This window comes from Corynebacterium sp. 122RC1, assembly GCF_024580955.1.
GTDB classification, from domain to species: Bacteria; Actinomycetota; Actinomycetes; order Mycobacteriales; family Mycobacteriaceae; genus Corynebacterium; species Corynebacterium kozikiae.
In genome coordinates, this window is the sequence record NZ_JANIKD010000002.1 from 58,174 (window position 1) to 74,954 (window position 16,781).

A 16,781-nucleotide genomic window follows, 5' to 3' on the forward strand; every position below is an offset into this window, starting at 1 on the left:
TCAGGTGCAGGGGTGGTCAAGTGCTGCCAACAAGTTTGCCACCATCCGCGCCGCCGCGCTTGCTTCCCCTCATGAACACTTTTCAAGTTGAACTACACCTTCAAACTTGCTCATGAGGGGAGGTAGGATTGCGTGGGTGAAACTCGTAGAACTCATGACCCGCCCCTCCTGCGGCTCCTGCGCCCGTGTTGCGGAGCAGATCGCCCCTGTGATTGCCCATTCGGGTGCGGTGCTGCAGGTGGTGAATGTGGAGAACTCGGCGGATTTGGAGGCGGAGTTTGGGGACCGCGTACCGGTGGTGGTGATTGACGGGGAGGAGTTTGCGTGCTGGGAAGTGGACAATGAGGAGTTAGCCAAGGCTTTGTTGTCCTGAAGGGGGGTACGCGGTAGCGTGTGTTCGTTACGAGGTATAGCATCATTTCAACCAAAAGGTTGATAGTGGAAGGGTGTTGGATCAGGTGAGTGTTCTGGTGGTGGGGATGTCCCACCGGTCGGCGCCGGTGACCCTCCTCGAGCAACTGAGCATGGACGATGCCGTTCGCACCAGCGCCACTTCCGCTTTGGTGAAGCAACCGAGCTTGAGTGAAGCGATGATCATTTCCACCTGCAACCGCCTTGAGGTGTATGCAGTTGCCTCCAGTTTCCATACGGGGGTCAATGAGGTGGTGGATGTACTCCATGACATTTCGGGGGTGGATATTGAAACGCTTCGGGGGTACCTCTACGTCCGTTATGCGGATGCTGCGGCGGAGCACATGATGACGGTATCCGCTGGTTTGGACTCCATGGTGGTCGGCGAGCAGCAAATCATTGGCCAGGTGCGCACCGCGTATCAGGAGGCCACCGACGTCGGCACGGTGGGCCCGGCGTTGCACGGGTTGGTGCAGGCGTCCTTGCACGCGGGAAAGCGTGTGCATCACGAGACGGATATTGATGATGCGGGGGCGTCGATGGTGTCTTTTGCCTTTGATGAGGCGCTGCCGCTCATGGGACTGCCTCCTCATGAGCAGGCGCCGCTGGCTGGAAAGAAAGCGCTGGTCCTTGGCGCGGGCGCGATGGCTTCGCTGGCGGCCACGCATTTGGGCCGGCTGGGGGTGGAGACCTTGGTGTTGGCTAACCGGACGCGTTCGCGCGCGGAACGCCTGGCGGAGCACGCCCGTGAGGCGGGGGTGGCTGCCGAGGTGGTGGATTTTGAGTCCCGCAATGAGGCGCTGCGTGAGGTGGACATTGCGGTGAGTGCCACCGGTGCGAACACCTATACGATTGAGGCGTCGGACCTTACTCCGGGGCACCCGATGATGCTGATTGACCTGTCCATGCCCAGGGATATTTCGGATGACGTGATGATGGTGGATCAGGTGCAGCTCGTCAACATTGAGAAGCTGCATGCGATCAAGAAGCAGGACCCTTCCCTGTCTGACGCGGAGGCGCACCGGATCGTCGCCGAAGAGTTGGATGCATATTCTTCCGCGCAGCGCATCAAGGACGTGGCTCCCGCGGTCACGGCGTTGCGCCAGCATGCGGCGGGGCTGGTGGATCAGGAGTTGCAGCGTCTGCGCAGCCGAACCCCAAGCATGGATGATGAGGACTTCGAGGAGGTCACTCGCACCCTGCGCCGGGTTGTGGATAAGTTGCTTCACCAGCCGACGGTGCGGGTCAAGGAGCTCGCGGCGAACTCGGGCACGGTGAGCTATGACACCGCCTTGCAGGAGCTGTTTGGGCTTGCGGTTTCCATTCCGGCCTCAGCGAATCCATCGCCGGCACCAGAACAACAGTAGGAGAACACATCGTGCGCACGTTTGCGTTGGGGACTCGTGGGTCCCTGCTTGCCACCACCCAGTCCGGGCATGTGATTGCTGACCTGGCGGCGCACGGAGTGAGCGCGGAAATTCACATTGTGACCACGCCCGGAGACGTCAACATGGCTCCCGTGGAACGCATCGGCGTCGGTGTGTTCACGCAGGCGCTGCGCGATGCCCTGGAACGCGGCGAGTGCGACATCGCGGTGCATTCCATGAAGGACTTGCCAACGGCGCCTGACCCCAGGTTCGTACAGGTGGTGCCGCAGCGTGCCGACGCCCGCGATTGCCTGATTGCCCGCGACGGCCTCACCTTGGCCGATTTACCGCAGGGGGCGAAGGTGGGCACGGGCGCGCCACGGCGAATCTCCCAGATCAAGGCGCTGCGCCCCGACGTGGAGTGCGTCCCAATCCGCGGCAACATTGATACCCGCATCGCCAAAGTCACCTCCGGGGAACTCGATGCCGTCGTCCTCGCCTACGCCGGCCTGTGCCGCGTCGGCCGAGAAGCCGAGGCCACTGAAGTATTCGACCCCAAGATCTTCCTGCCCGCACCCGCCCAGGGCGCGCTCGCTGTGGAGTGTCGCGTCGACGATGCTGAGGCCAGCGCCGCCCTGGAAACGCTTATCGACGCCGCCACCGCCCGTAGCGCCACCGCTGAGCGCGCGGTCTTGCGCGCCCTGGAGGCTGGCTGCACTGCACCGGTTGCTGCTCATGCCACTGTTGAGGGCGATGAGCTGGAGCTTTCCGCCGCGGTGATTGCGCTGGATGGCACCCGTAAGCTCGTGCATTCCCAGCGCGGCCCGGCCACGGAGGCGGAGGCGATCGGCCAAGAGGTCGCCGAGGCACTGCTGGCGCAAGGCGCGGCAGACATCCTGAATTGATCGCCATGAGCCAAGCGCTACACGGGTGGCGCGTGGTCCTGCCACGCGCGCAGGGCCAGGCGGGGGAGATGGCCGCCATGCTCGAGCGGTTGGGGGCAGTTCCGGAGCTGGTACCGACGATCACCTTCACCCCCGCAGCCGAATCCCCCCTCATGGACGCGCTCATGAGGGGGCCGGAGTGGGTGGTGTTTACCTCCGCCACCGCGGTGCAATTCACCCTCCCCGTATTGCGCGCCCTCACCGGGGGAGAGGTAGCAGATTTGTCCATGAGGGTGGCTGCGGTGGGGCCGGCGACGGCCGCGGCCCTTCAAGCCCACGGCATCCCCGTGGACCTCATGCCTGCCCCGGAGCACCAGGACGCCTCGGGGGTGGTGGCTGCCTTCCCTCATGGGAACGGGAAGGGGTTGGTGGTTCTGCCGCGTGCGGACATTGCAACGGAGGAGTTGCCCACCGGCCTTAAGGCGAAGGGATGGGAGGTGGTGGACGTGCCGGCGTACCATACTGTGCCCGCGCCGCCGCCGAGCGCGCAGTTTGTTGCCGCCTGGCAATCCGGCAAGGTGCAGGCGGTGTGTTTTACCTCTGGGTCGACCGCGCGTAACTTGGTGGCAATGGCGGGCAAGCCGCACCCGAGCGTAGTGGTTGCGTGCATCGGCCCGAAGTGCGCGCGGGTAGCCCAGGATCTTGGGTTGCGCGTGGATGTGGTACCGGAGGTGGCGCAGGGCGCTACGCTGGTTGAGGCGCTCGCGAGTTACGCCCGCACGCACGCGAAGCACGGCACGCCAGAAGTGATCGAGAAACGAGAGAACACATGACTGATCGACCTGTCTCAAGCGAGCTTTTGCGCAGGCCAAGGAGACTACGTGGTACCCCGGCGATGCGTTCCTTGGTGGCGGAAACACACCTTCACCCGAGCGATTTCATCTTGCCGATGTTCGTGGCGGAGGGCATTGACGAGCCGCGGCCAATTTCCTCTATGCCGTCGGTGGTGCAGCACACTCTGGATTCCCTGGTGGAGGCTGTCCATGAGGCGGTGAGCGTGGGTATCCGCTGCGTGGACCTGTTCGGCGTGCCCCTCGAGGAGCACAAAGACGCTGTGGGGAGTGGAGCGTGGGACCGCCGGGGCATCCTCAACGAGGCCATCGCGAAGTTGCGCCGCGAATTTGGCAACGACGTCCTCATCATGGCGGACACCTGCCTTGACGAATTCACCGACCACGGCCATTGCGGCGTCCTTTCCACTGACCGTCACGGCGCAGTCATCGTCGACAACGACGCCACTCTCACCGCCTACGCACGCATGGCCGTCGCCCAGGCCGAAGCCGGCGCCCACATCATCAGCCCCTCAGGGATGATGGACGGGCAGGTCCGCGTGATCCGCCAGGCGCTGGATGAGCAGGGCTTTTCCGACGTCGCCATCATGGCATACTCCGCAAAATACGCCTCTGCCTTCTATGGTCCATTCCGTGAGGCCGTGGGAAGCTCATTGCAGGGCGATCGCCGCACGTATCAGCAGGACCCCGCCAACTTCCGGGAGAGCCTGCTGGAAGTGGAGCTCGATGTTGCTGAGGGCGCGGACTTTGTGATGGTCAAGCCCGCAATGCCGTACCTGGACGTTCTTCGCGAGGTAGCCCAGAGCTCCCCGGTACCAGTTGCCGCCTACCAAGTCTCCGGCGAGTACGCCATGCTCCACGCTGCGGCCCAAAACGGTTGGCTGGATTTGGAGGCTGTGATGATGGAATCGCTGACCAGCATCAAGCGGGCGGGTGCGCAGCAAATCCTCACGTACTTTGCAGTGGACGCAGCGAAGGTGATCACCTCCTCATGAGCGCGCGGGAAACTATAGCCCCAGCGGCGGTGGCGGCGTCGGTACTCGCGTGGATCGCAGCGCTCGGGCTGGAGCTGGTGCACCAGGGGCTGAGCGTGGCGATGAGCCTGATTAACCGCGGTCCTGCGCAGGCCTCCATGTCCAAGCTGCTCGCGGAACAAGGGCAGACGCCGGACCCCGCGCTGCTTTCTGCGGCATACACCTTCTCTGTGGTGGCGATGGGCGGGCTCGCACTGGTGATCCTGGCCGTGGTGGCTTGGATTGTGGGGCTGTACCGCGGCGGAAAGAAACATTCCGCGACGGCGCGACGAGTGCTCACCTACTTTGGCATGTACTTTGGCATCCGCGCGGTGTTGCTGCTGGTGGCCTCCCCGACGAACACTGACATCCCCACTGTGCTGTACGCCATCGACGGCTGCGTGCAGATCGCCGTGGCCACCGCGGCGCTTCTTGGGGTGAGCTTCGGATTGAAGAAGGAGTCTTTGAAGCACACTGGGGAGATCGCCAAGTAGCAAGTGTTGGGGCTACGATTGCAAACCATGCGCCCCATCGAACACCCCGCCCCCGCTGCGCTTCGCGGAGCCCGAGTCTGCGCAGTGGTGGCATCCTTTACCTTGGTGCTCTCCGGGCTGGTGCTGCTCGCACACTCGCAGCGCTTTGACGCTGGAGCGGCGGTGGCGATGCTCAACATCATCGGTGGGGTGATGGTGGCCGCCCTTTCCACAAAGCTCGCACATTCCGGCCGGAAATTCCTCGTGCCCGCGGCGGTGCTCGTGGTGGGTAACCTCAGCGCGGTGCTCCTCGGTGTGGAATCGTGGTGGCTGGTGGGCAACGCCCTGCTGCTCGCGGCCACCGCTGTACTGCTGAACAGCGGCGCGGTGGCGCGCTATCAACAATTCATCCATCTGCAGGAGACCCCATGAATCACGGTGCCGAGCACTCGCGCGATGGCGGCGAGGCACAGCCACAGCAGGACACCGCGCAAGCCACCGCTAACACCAGTACAGCCACGAATACTGCCGCCGGTGCTGACGCTGCCGTAGAAACCGCCATTGAACAGGCGAAAACCGCTGCCGCGCGCGCCGGGGTAGACACGGGGACTTTCCTTGCTCAAACCGCAGGCGGGGCAAAGCACGGCGCCACCTCATGGAGTTTCCGGCTCGGTGAACTGCAGTCCGCGGCGAGCATCGGGGAGATCGAGGCGGCGCTGGAGGAAATCGAGGGAGTGCGCGCCAAGATTGTCTATGAAACCCACATGGCGTGGGTGACCGCGCCGGGCAAAGTGGATCCGCGGGATCTCATAGCGGTGTTCGACGCCGCCGGTGTCACAGCGCAGCTTTCGGAGTCCTCGCTGCAACGGCGTATGGCGTGGGCTGATGTGGAAGAGGGCCGGCACACCAGGGCGTTGCGTCGGCACCGACGCCGCAACGCGGCCAAAGCCCTGGCGGAGCAAGTGCAACGCCACGCCCCTGCTGCAGTGAGTGAGGCGGAGGTCTCCAACGTACTCTTCACCGCCCGGGCCCTGGTGACCAAGCGTCGCCTTTGGGTGAGCGCGGTGTTCACCCTGCCAGTGCTGCTCATCAGCTTCTACCAGCAATTGCAGTTCGACTATTGGCAGTGGGTCCTCATGGTGCTTAGCATGCCCGTGGTGTTTTACGGTGCATGGCCTTTCCACCGCGCCTGTATTGCGGGGTGGCGCCGCGGCATGTCTGCGCTGGATGCCCCGAGTTCTCTTGCCATCATGTCGGCCTGGCTGTGGACGGTGGTGATGATGCTGTTCACGGCGATCGGCGAGCCAACGTACCGCGCCAACCCCTTATGGACAACCATTGACCCCACTCGCTTCGCCGGCGGCGTGCTCTTCTTTGATGTCGCCTGCGGCATGACCCTCATTCTCCTGGCGGGCAGGCTGTTCGTGCGCAAGTCCAGGGTGAGCTTGGTGGAGCAGTTCCGCCGCTTCCGCCCCGACCCCGCCACGGAAGTAGAGGTGGTGCGCAAAAACCGTAAGACCGGCGAAATCACCCACACCCACACCAAGCTACAGAAACTGAACGTGGGTGACGACGTCCTAGTGCCCGCAGGCAGCATCGTGCCGGTGGATGGCCGCGTGATCGGTGGCGCCTCTACCCTCAAAGCCGGGCTGATCGGCATCCCCAAATACGAGGCCAAGGTAGGTAGCACCGTGCTCGCGGGCAGCCTGAACCAAACCGCACAACTCAAAGTGCGCGTGGAACACACCGGCCACCGAACCTGGGTAGCGGCCGTCCTGCACTGGGTCATCAGCTCCCAACACTTCCAAACACAAGCGGAGGGCATTGCCACCCGTGCCGCATCCAATCTGGTGCCGATCTCGCTCACTGTGGCCGGGGTGAACTTCGCCCTCTGGGCGCTGGTGACGAATAACCTCAACCAGGCTTTCGCCACCACGCTGGCGGTCCTCGGAGCGGTGGCGCCGCTGTCCATCGCAGTCTCCGCAACCATCGCTGTTCGCCAGGGCATCGAGGGAGCAGCGCGCGCCGGGGTGCTCATCCGCGACGGCGCCGCGCTCAAGGCGCTGTCTCGCGCTGACACGGTGATTTTCAACAGGGTCGGGGCGCTTTCCGACGGCGAAATGCACGTGGAAAGCATCACTGCAGCGCGCGGAGAGAATCCAGACATGGTGATCCGTGTGGCGGCAGCCCTGGCAATGGAGTCGGATCACCCGGTGAGCAGGGCCCTGGTGCGTGCCGCGCGTGAATCGCGCGACGCCGTCCATGACCCCAACATCCCCACCTGGTTGGAGGCCAGCCACCTAGAAATTGATGATGAGGGTGACTTCCACGCCACCATCACCATCGACGAACGCCCCACCGAGGCCATCCTTTGGCGGCCCAAGAACCTCTCGGACCTCACAGGCCGCCTTGCGGCCGCGGCCGTTGCCGGCGGTTCCCCGCTGGTGGTCCGATGGAAGGGGGTGGACCGCGGCGTCGTGACGCTCCATGATGATCCCAAGCCGGACGCTCTAGAGGCCGTGGATGCCCTTGAGGGGCTGGGGGTGGAGACCATGATGCTCTCCAGGGACACCTACCCAGTGGCCCGGCGCTACGGTGATTCCGTGGGTGTGTCCCACGTGCTGGCCGGGGTGCAGCCGGCAAGCAAGGCCCAAACCGTGCGCGGTGTGCGGGCGCACGGCGCCCAGGTGGCCATGGTTGGCGACACTTCCGTGAACGCCTGCTTCCAGGTGGCCAACGTGGGTATCCTCTCCGGTGCGCTCAAGCAGGTGAAGAACCCCAGCGAAATGGAGCAGCTCGCCGCGGACGTGGTGATTCTCGGCTCCGAAGTGACCCCCATACCGAAGCTGGTGCGCTTCGCCCGCCGCCTGCAGCGCCTTGTGAAAATTAACCTGCTCACCGCCTGGGTGTACCACATCGTGGTGCTCGTGCTGGCCGTCGCGGGAGTACTGCATCCGATGCTCGCCACAGTCTGCATGCTCGGCATCACCCTTGCTATCGAGTTCCGTTCCCAGCGTGCGCGTGCACTTCTGGCATGATGAAACACATGACAGCACCTCTCCTTCAGGCCGCAGCCGGCGCAACCCCGACGCGCCGCCCCGTATGGTTCATGCGTCAAGCAGGGCGTTCCCTCCCCGAATACCGTAAGGTCCGCGAGGGCATCCCCATGCTGGATAGTTGTTTCATGCCGGAGCTGCTCGCCGAGATCACGCTGCAACCGGTGCGCAGGCACGACGTAGACGCCGCAATCCTGTTCTCTGACATCGTGGTGCCCCTCAAGGCTGCCGGCGTGGACCTGGACATCGTTGCAGGCCGTGGCCCAGTGGTGGCCCACCCAATCCGCACTGCACAGGACGTGGCCAACCTGCCCATTCTGGAGCACGAGGTAGAAGAAGTAGCCCAGGGCATCCGGATCATCAACGAAGAACTCACCGATGCCCAAACCCTCATCGGCTTCGCCGGTGCGCCCTTCACCCTGGCCTCCTACCTGGTGGAGGGCGGCCCGAGCCGCAACCATGAGACCACCAAGGCGATGATGCACGCCGAGCCCGCCCTCTGGCACTCCCTCATGGAAAGGCTCACGCCAACGATCATCGCCTTCCTGCACACGCAGATCGAGGCAGGCGTGGAGGCCATGCAGTTGTTCGATTCCTGGGCGGGCTTCCTCACGGAGCGCGACTACCGCGAACACGTGCTGCCCTACAGCCAGCAGATCTTCGCTGAGGTGGGCAACATGGGATCGGCGCCGGTTCCGCGGATCCACTTTGGTGTTGCCACCGGTGAGCTGTTGCCCGCGATGGCCGAGGCCGGCCCAGACGTTGTGGGCGTGGATTGGCGCACGCCGTTGGATACGGCTGCACGTCGGATAGCCCAAGCCACCGGCCCCAAAGTCCTGCAGGGCAATCTTGACCCCGCGCTGCTGTTCGCCGGCGAGAAGGTGCTTGCCCAGGAGATCGCGCGGATCTGCGAAGAGGCGGACCGCGCCATCGAGCAAGGTCATGCCCTGGGGCACATCTTCAACCTGGGCCACGGGGTGATCCCCAGCACGGACCCAGATGCGATTACCCGCGCGGTGGAGCTCATTCACCAGCACTAACTCACTACTTCAGATAAGGGAAGCAGCAATGCGCATTGCGATCATCGGCGCAGGCCTAGCTGGCCTCACCGCAGCGTACGAAATCCACAAGCTCAACCCCCAAGCGCAGGTGAGCGTCTTCGAGGCGGCGGACCGGATCGGCGGCAAGCTGCACACGGTGGCCTTCAATGCCGGCCCCACAGACATGGGAGCGGAGGCCTACCTGGCATTTCGCCAAGACGCCACGGAGTTCTTCAAAGAACTTGGTCTTGGTGAGGCCCTGCGCAGCCCCTCTGGCCTGCCGTCGCTGCTCTACGCGGGTGGTAGGACCCACGAAATGCCCGAGCGCTCCCTCATGGGCATCCCCGCAAGCAGCGAAGGCTTGGAGGGGCTTCTCGACGACGCCACGTGCGCACGCATCGACGCCGAAGGGGCGGCGCCGGGGATCGAGTGGGATGCAGATGGTGATTACAGTTTGGGGGCGCTCGTGCGCGAGCGCTACGGCGACCAGGTGGTAGACCGCGTGGTCTCGGCTTTGCAGGGTGGGGTGTATTCGGCATCGTCGGACGATCTGGGGATCCGCGCCACGGTGCCGCAGCTCGCGGCAGCTTTCGATGCGCTGGCTGCAGAAGGCAAGCCTGTGACCTTAAGCGCCGCGGTTGCTGGGCTGCTTGCCGATAGGGAAGCGCGCAACAAAGCCCGCGGCTACAAGCCTGCAGTGTTCGCGGCTTTTGAGGGCGGCTACGCCGAGGCCTATGAGGCGCTGGCAGAACAGTCTGGGGCGGAGATCCACATCGATGCCTTCATTTCCTCCGTGAGCAAGAAGGGCGAGCAATTTCTGCTCAAAGGCGCGGGCGATTCCCAACCCTTCGACCGCGTGCTCTTTGCCACCCCCGCCCCCACCACCGCGATGCTGCTGCGCGACCTTTCCCCCGAGCTCTCTGAGACGCTGCGCAGCATCAAGCTCGCGAGCTCCGTCGTGGTGGGCATGAGGTTTGCCAGCGCCACCGGTTTGCCAGACAACTCCGGGATCCTCGTGGCCCTGGATGAGCCCGACGTCCACGCCAAGGCATTCACCTTCTCCTCCAAGAAGTGGCCACACCTGAACCGCGACGGCGGCGCACTGGTGCGCGCCTCCTTCGGGCGCTTCGGCGACGATGCCATCACCCGCGCCGAAGAGGACACCCTGGTGGACTACGCCCTCGACGACCTCCAACGCATCACCGGCTTCGATGGCCGCGCAGCCGGCCTCGAGGAAATCTACGTCCAGCGCTGGTTTGGCGGCCTGCCGGTGTACGGGCCGGAGCACCTGGCAACCGTGCGGCGCGCCAAGGAGCTGGTGGCCCAGGTGCCTGGCGTCGGCGTCGCGGGTGCTTGGGTGGACGGTGTGGGCGTGCCGGCCGTGATCGCGCAGGCACGCCAAGCCGCAGCCTCCCTCATGAGCTAGTCCATGAGGGGATACCCCCAACTTTCGTTTGAGGTGAAATGCCCTACAATGGCAGGCATGCCTGCTTCACCTGTAGATCGTTCAGCCCAACTGTTTCGCCGCGCCGCAGAGCTCACCCCAGGTGGTGTGAACTCTCCGGTGCGCGCTTTCGGCTCCGTGGGTGGCCAGACTCGCTTCATCCGTGAGGCCAAAGGTTCGCGCCTGGTGGATGTGGACGGCAACGAGTACGTGGACCTGGTGTGCTCCTGGGGTCCGATGATCCACGGCAACGCCCACCCAGAGGTGGTGCGCGCCGTGCAGGAGGCCGCGGTTTCCGGCTTGAGCTTTGGCGCTCCCACTGAGGCTGAGGTACAGCTCGCGGAGATGATCGTGGAGCGTACCTCAGTTGAACAGGTGCGTATGGTGAACTCGGGTACGGAGGCCACCATGTCCGCTGTGCGCCTGGCACGCGGGTTCACGGGCCGCACCAAGATCCTGAAGTTCGATGGCTGCTATCACGGCCACGTGGACGCCCTGCTCGCCGCCGCGGGCTCCGGGCTTGCCACCTTCGCGCTGCCGGATTCCCCTGGTGTGACCGGCGCGCAGGCGGGCGATACCATCGTGGTTCCCTACAACGATCTCAGCGCCGTCCGTGAGGCTTTTGCCCAGCACCCTGGCGAGATCGCCTGCATCATTACGGAGGCAGCCGCCGGCAACATGGGCACCGTTGCTCCTCATGAGGGATTCAATGCGGCCCTCAAGGAGATCGCCCATGCCAACGGCGCCCTGCTGATCCTTGATGAGGTGATGACTGGCTTCCGGACGTCGGAACGCGGCTGGTTCGGCGTGGACGGCGTGGCGGGCGACCTCACCACCTTCGGCAAAGTCGTCTCCGGCGGCCTGCCCGCGGCGGCTTTCGGCGGGCGCAAAGACATCATGAGCCACCTTGCACCGCAGGGCCCCGTGTACCAGGCGGGCACGCTGTCCGGCAATCCCGTTGCGATGGCCGCGGGCATGGCTAGCCTCAAGCTTGCCGACGCCGCCGCGTATGAGCAGCTCGGCAAGAATGTAGAGCGCCTCACCGCCCTCATCAGCGAGGCGTTGACCCGCGAGGGCGTGGCGCACCACATCCAGCGCGCAGCCACCATGTTCTCCGTGCGCTTTGCCGAGGGCGAGGGCCGCAATTTTCAGGACATGAAGGCCGCGGACACCTTCCGATTTGCCCCCTTCTTCCACGCCTTGCTGGAACATGGCGTGTACGCGCCACCGAGCGCCTTTGAAACCTGGTTCGCCTCCACCGCGCTTGGCGATGACGACTTTGAGCGAATCGAAGCGGCCCTGGTACCAGCGGCACAAGCAGCAGCGGCGGCAGCCAAATGAGCAAAGAAACCACGATTGTCCACCTGATCCGCCACGGCGAGGTGTACAACCCCGAGCGGATCCTCTACGGCCGTATCCCCGGCTTCCACCTCAGTGACCGGGGCCGCAAGCAGGCCAAACGTGCCGCCGAGGCCTTCGCGGGCCACGACGTCACCCTCCTCATGGGCTCCCCGCTGCAGCGCGTGCAGGAAACCGCGCAGCCCTTCGCGGAGATCACGGGCCTCACCTTGGAAACTGACGAGCGCCTCATCGAGGCCGGTAACCGTTTTGAGGGCCTGCACGTCAAGGGTGTGCGCTCCCAATTGTGGAACCCCATCCGCTGGCCCCTCATGAGTAATCCCACGCTACCCAGTTGGGGTGAGCACTACGTGGACATCGCCGAACGCATGATGGAAGTGATTGCTGAGGCGCGGGAACGCGCCCGTGGCCACGAGGCCATCCTGGTGAGCCACCAATTGCCCATCGTGTGCGTCCAGCGCCATGTGCTGGGCAAATCCCTTGCGCACAATCCTGCAGCCCGGCGCTGCAACCTCGCAAGCTGCACCTCCCTCGTCTACCGCGGCGACGAGCTCATCGATTACATCTATACGGAACCCGCACAGGAGCTGTACTAAATGAAACGAGCAGTGCTTGCAACCTTTGCCGCAGCCAGCATTGTGTTGGCCGGCTGCCAGGGCGCGGCTGGCGACGACGCCGTAGCCGTAGGAGGCACCTTTCAATTCCACTCCCCAGGTGGGCAAACGGACATCTTCTACGCAGAAGATGAGCGTGCTCCCATCCAAAACCTGCAAGGGGAGTGGCTCCAGGAGTTGGATCAGCAAAAAACATTGGACCTGGCTGAATACGAGGGCCAAGTGGTGGTCCTCAACGCCTGGGGCCAGTGGTGCGGCCCCTGCCGCAGCGAAAGTGATGATCTCCAGGAGGTCCACGAGCACCTCCAGAGCACGAACCAAGGCACCGTCCTAGGCATTAATGTGCGTGATTACAACCCGGACATTTCCATGGACTTCCTCACGGACAACGGCATCACCTACCCCTCCCTCTATGATCCTCCGTTCAAGACTGCGGCGCTGCTTGGCGGCGTGCCTGCGTCGGTAGTGCCTACCACCATTGTCCTGGACAAGCAGCATCGCCCTGCCGCAGTGTTTCTGAGAGAGATCACTGCTGCAGACGTGATCGCAGTGACAGACACCCTGGCGTAAGGCACTGCGATGGATATTGGTGCGCAGTTTGCGGAGCTAGCGGCTTCAGGGCCGCTGCTGTTGGGGTTGCTTGCGGCGGCTGTTGCGGGCCTGGTGAGCTTTGCTAGTCCGTGCGTGGTGCCGCTCGTACCCGGCTACATGAGTTACCTCGCCTCCGTGGTGGGAGCGGAGATGGAGGGCGAGCATGTGGCGCGTTCCGGGCGCTGGCGTGTGGCCGGCGCGGCGCTGCTGTTCATCCTTGGCTTCACCGTGGTGTTTGTATTGGCCACCGTTACTGTGTTCGGTGCCATCAGCGCACTCACCTTGAACGCCGAGTTGCTCATGAGGGGAGGTGGGGTAATTACCATCCTCATGGGCCTCGTGTTCATGGGGGCGGTACCGCTGCTGCAAACCAAACGCGGCTTTGCCCCGCGGCGTTGGACTTCCCTGGTGGGCGCCCCGTTACTCGGTGGGGTGTTTGCGCTGGGGTGGACGCCGTGTTTGGGGCCCACGCTGGCGGCGATCATCTCGGTGTCTGCGGGTACGGAGGGGATGACCGCGGCGCGCGGCGTGCTGCTGATCGTGGGCTACTGCCTGGGTCTTGGCCTGCCGTTTTTGCTGGTGGCTCTGGGTTCGGCGAAGGCGATGCAGGGCGTGGGGTTCCTGCGGAGGCATTCACGCACCATTCAGATCATCGGTGGCGTGATGCTCATCTTGGTGGGCGTGGCGCTGGTGTCTGGCCAGTGGGCCGTGTTCATTAACTGGGTGCGCCAATGGACCGTAGCCTACGGCGCAACGCTGGTGTAGCTGAACTGCTGAAGCGCGCAATTATTAAAGGAGAATGGTGAACATTTTTGGCATGGCCGTCACGGCGCTGAAGAAGGCCTGGCATTGGCTGACCAGCATGCGCACCGCACTGATGCTGCTGTTCGTGCTGGCGGTGGCGGCGATCCCAGGCGCGTTGCTGCCGCAGCGCTCCCTCAACGAATCCAAGGTCATCGAGTACATCCAGGCTAACGGCAAGGTCGCGGAGATCTACGACAAGCTCCAGCTCTTCGACGTCTTTTCCTCCACCTGGTTCACCGCCATCTTCACGCTGCTGTTCTTCTCCCTCATCGGCTGCATCATCCCTCGCTCTTGGGACCACTACAAAGCGATGAAGACCCCGCCGGTTCGCGCGCCGAAGGTGCTGGCACGCATGCCGCACCACGGCAAGGGGAGCGTGGAGAAGCCCATTGACGCCGTTGCCGAGGACATTCGTGGGGTGCTGAAGGGCTGGCACCTCGCCGAATATTCCCCTCATGAAGACCGCGCCGGGGCTCGCTCCTTCGCTGCGGAAAAAGGCTACCTGCGTGAGTTCTTCAACCTCACGTTCCACTTGGGGCTTGTGGGAATTTTGGTGGCGGTGGCCGTCGGAAAGCTCTGGTCCTACGAGGGGCAGGTCATCATCATTGCCAGCGACGACCCCAATCAAAACTCGGAGTTCTGCAACACCGCAACCGCAAACTTTGACTCCTTCCGGGCGGGAGCGCTTTTCGACGGCACCGGTCTGCATCCTTTCTGCTTTGTTGCCCATAGCTTTGTGGCGGACTACCTGCCAACCGGCCAGGCGGAGATGTTTACCTCGGAGATTTCCTATGCCACGGGAGAGGAAATGTTCGCCGACCCCGAAACCTGGCAGGACTACACACTGAAGGTGAACCATCCGCTGCGCCTCGCCGGCGACCGTATCTACCTTCAGGGCCACGGATACGCGCCCACGTTCACTGTGACGTGGCCCAATGGCGAGCAACGCACCCAAACTATCCAGTGGCAGCCCACGGACCCCACCTTCTTCTTGAGTTCCGGCGTGATGCGCTTCGACCCACCCGCCGGCCTGTACCCAGACCTGTTTGAGCGCAGGCAACAGCAGATCGCCATCCAGGGCCTGTTTGCTCCCACCGCTCAGTGGGAGGGAGACTCCGGTTCCCTTCTCACCTCAAGCTTCCCTGCCATGACGGACCCCGCGGTGGCTATCGACATTTACCGCGGCGACAATGGCCTGGACACAGGCCGCGGCCAATCCATCTTCGAGCTGGACCCCTCCCTGATCCAGGCCGGCCAACTGCAGCGCGTGGACAGGGTAAACCTCACGGTGGGGGAGCAAGTCACGCTTGACGACGGCACCCGCATCACCTTCGACGGTGCCCAAGAGTTTGCCAATTACCAAATTAGCCACGACCCCTCCCAGAACTGGGTCTTGCTGTTCGCCCTGGTGACAATTGCCTCCCTCTCAGGCTCGCTGTTTGTGAAGCGCCGCCGCATCTGGGTGCGCCTGCGCCCGGTGACCGACTCCGTCACCCTCGTAGAGACCGCGGGCCTGGCCCGCACCGACCGCGCCGGGTGGGGCGAAGAGTACGAGCGTGTTCATAGGGGGATCCTGGGTTTGCCCGAACCGGACGAAGAAGACTAATATCCACCCATAGTTTGAGAATCTTCCCCCAACTTTTGGGGGAATAACTGTGCGATCAACTTTCAGGCCATAAGGACCTCCCCATGAACGTGAATACCACACTGGCATCCGCCTCCGACTCGGCATTCGCCGGCGCCTTTTTTGTGTACCTGATCGCACTGGTGCTCTCCATCTTCCACACCTCCAAGGTGCGCCAGATCGTGGACGCCAAGCGTGAGGATGCCCCAACGGACGTGTTGGAGCAGAAGGCCAACAAGCTCGCGGGCATGACCCAAACGATGGTGTGGCTGGGCGTGATATTCCACATCGCGGCTGCGGTGCTGCGCGGAGTGTCCGCCAACCGATTCCCCATGGGCAACCTCTATGAGTACGTGCTGTCCATCACCGCGTTGGCCATGGCGATTGCCTCCATCTACTTGCAGCGTAAAGACCTCCGTGTGATGTGGCCCTGGGTCCTCACCCCCGTGCTTGCCTTGATGTTTTACGGTGCGGTGAAGCTGTACTCTACCTCTGCGCCCGTGGTGCCGGCGCTGCAATCCATCTGGCTGCCGATCCACGTCACTACCGTGGCCCTGGGTGCTTCCATCGGCCTGGTTTCCGGCGCTGCTAGCCTGCTGTACTTGCTGCGGATGGCACAGAAGCCGGGGGAGGAGCGCGGCCTGCTGGGGCAGATCGCAAAGCCCCTGCCGAGCGCCAAGACCCTCGACGCCATCGCCTACCGCACCGCCATCGTCACCGTGCCAGTGCTCGGCCTCGGCATCGTTCTGGGCGCAATCTGGGCGGAGGCCGCCTGGGGTCGCTTCTGGGGCTGGGATCCTAAGGAGACGGTCTCCTTCATCACCTGGATCCTGTACTCGCTGTACTTGCACGCCCGCGCGACATCCGGCTGGCGCAACGCCAAAATGGCTTGGATTAACGTCGCGGCGTTTGCCACCATGATTTTCAACCTGTTCTTCATCAACATGGTGGTCTCCGGCCTGCACTCCTACGCTGGCCTCAACTAACCTTCTTCCCGCCCTTCTTCCCTGCGCCGCTGCTCTTCTTGGCGGCGTCGTTTCTCTTCTTCCGCCCTGCGCTGCTTGAATCTATCGCGCTCGAGGCGCCAGAGGAACTCTTCATCGTCGTCCGGGCCTTTAATGGCGGGAGGCTCGGGTGCGGCGTTGCGTTGCCACGAGCTCGGCCCAAAAGCCTTCCACACGAGCACAACGGCGGCGATGAGCAGAAGGAGAAGAATGAGGCGTCCCATGAGGTTCCTTTGCGCGCTAGAA

General features: G+C 63.7%; 17 protein-coding genes. 16 read left to right on the top strand and 1 reads right to left on the bottom strand.

The features are described from left to right. Positions 1-112: 112 nt before the first annotated feature. From NQ050_RS01190 to ccsB, 16 genes are all read left to right on the top strand, one after another. Positions 113-373 carry a glutaredoxin family protein gene (locus NQ050_RS01190; RefSeq protein WP_257037422.1) on the top strand — a complete coding sequence of 87 codons (261 nt, stop codon included), beginning with the start codon at positions 113-115 and terminating at the stop codon, positions 371-373. Between the two features lie 85 nt (positions 374-458). Next, positions 459-1,778: a glutamyl-tRNA reductase gene (locus tag NQ050_RS01195; protein WP_257037423.1), complete on the top strand. Its 1,320-nt coding sequence runs from the start codon at positions 459-461 to the stop codon at positions 1,776-1,778. 11 nt (positions 1,779-1,789) lie between these two features. Further along, entirely contained in the window at positions 1,790-2,683 is an 894-nt protein-coding gene (gene hemC / locus NQ050_RS01200; protein ID WP_257037424.1) for a hydroxymethylbilane synthase, read from the top strand. Between the two features lie 5 nt (positions 2,684-2,688). Next, a complete protein-coding gene (locus tag NQ050_RS01205) occupies positions 2,689-3,495 on the top strand; it encodes a uroporphyrinogen-III synthase (protein WP_257037425.1) in 807 nt (268 codons plus the stop codon). After that, entirely contained in the window at positions 3,492-4,508 is a 1,017-nt protein-coding gene (gene hemB, locus NQ050_RS01210; RefSeq protein ID WP_257037427.1) for a porphobilinogen synthase, read from the top strand. The genes NQ050_RS01205 and hemB overlap by 4 nt, the downstream gene beginning before the upstream one ends. Continuing rightward, positions 4,505-5,020, top strand: a complete 516-nt coding sequence (locus NQ050_RS01215; protein ID WP_257037428.1) for a hypothetical protein — start codon at positions 4,505-4,507, stop codon at positions 5,018-5,020. The genes hemB and NQ050_RS01215 overlap by 4 nt, the downstream gene beginning before the upstream one ends. Before the next feature lie 27 nt (positions 5,021-5,047). Then, the gene (locus tag NQ050_RS01220) at positions 5,048-5,431 is read left to right on the top strand and encodes a hypothetical protein (protein WP_257037429.1); all 384 of its coding nucleotides are present in this window, start codon (positions 5,048-5,050) and stop codon (positions 5,429-5,431) included. Between the two features lie 272 nt (positions 5,432-5,703). Continuing rightward, the gene (locus NQ050_RS01225) at positions 5,704-8,037 is read left to right on the top strand and encodes a heavy metal translocating P-type ATPase (protein WP_373456391.1); all 2,334 of its coding nucleotides are present in this window, start codon (positions 5,704-5,706) and stop codon (positions 8,035-8,037) included. An 8-nt stretch (positions 8,038-8,045) separates the two neighbouring features. Continuing rightward, positions 8,046-9,095, top strand: coding sequence for a uroporphyrinogen decarboxylase (gene hemE / locus NQ050_RS01230; RefSeq protein ID WP_257037432.1), 1,050 nt, complete (start codon positions 8,046-8,048; stop codon positions 9,093-9,095). A 28-nt stretch (positions 9,096-9,123) separates the two neighbouring features. After that, positions 9,124-10,521 carry a protoporphyrinogen oxidase gene (locus NQ050_RS01235; protein WP_257037433.1) on the top strand — a complete coding sequence of 466 codons (1,398 nt, stop codon included), beginning with the start codon at positions 9,124-9,126 and terminating at the stop codon, positions 10,519-10,521. A 57-nt stretch (positions 10,522-10,578) separates the two neighbouring features. Continuing rightward, the gene (gene hemL, locus NQ050_RS01240) at positions 10,579-11,880 is read left to right on the top strand and encodes a glutamate-1-semialdehyde 2,1-aminomutase (RefSeq protein ID WP_257037434.1); all 1,302 of its coding nucleotides are present in this window, start codon (positions 10,579-10,581) and stop codon (positions 11,878-11,880) included. Continuing rightward, positions 11,877-12,494 (top strand): histidine phosphatase family protein, encoded by a 618-nt coding sequence (locus NQ050_RS01245; protein ID WP_257037435.1) that lies wholly within the window; start codon positions 11,877-11,879, stop codon positions 12,492-12,494. The genes hemL and NQ050_RS01245 overlap by 4 nt, the downstream gene beginning before the upstream one ends. After that, on the top strand, positions 12,495-13,082 hold the full coding sequence (locus tag NQ050_RS01250; RefSeq protein ID WP_257037436.1) for a TlpA family protein disulfide reductase: 588 nt from the start codon (positions 12,495-12,497) through the stop codon (positions 13,080-13,082). A 9-nt stretch (positions 13,083-13,091) separates the two neighbouring features. Further along, positions 13,092-13,868: a cytochrome c biogenesis CcdA family protein gene (locus NQ050_RS01255; RefSeq protein ID WP_257037437.1), complete on the top strand. Its 777-nt coding sequence runs from the start codon at positions 13,092-13,094 to the stop codon at positions 13,866-13,868. 34 nt (positions 13,869-13,902) lie between these two features. Then, on the top strand, positions 13,903-15,513 hold the full coding sequence (locus tag NQ050_RS01260) for a cytochrome c biogenesis protein ResB (protein WP_257037438.1): 1,611 nt from the start codon (positions 13,903-13,905) through the stop codon (positions 15,511-15,513). Positions 15,514-15,596: 83 nt separating this feature from the next. Next, positions 15,597-16,517, top strand: a complete 921-nt coding sequence (gene ccsB / locus NQ050_RS01265) for a c-type cytochrome biogenesis protein CcsB (protein WP_257037439.1) — start codon at positions 15,597-15,599, stop codon at positions 16,515-16,517. Here ccsB and NQ050_RS01270 read toward each other — a convergent pair. Further along, entirely contained in the window at positions 16,514-16,759 is a 246-nt protein-coding gene (locus NQ050_RS01270) for a hypothetical protein (RefSeq protein WP_257037440.1), read from the bottom strand. The genes ccsB and NQ050_RS01270 overlap by 4 nt on opposite strands. Positions 16,760-16,781 lie beyond the last annotated feature (22 nt).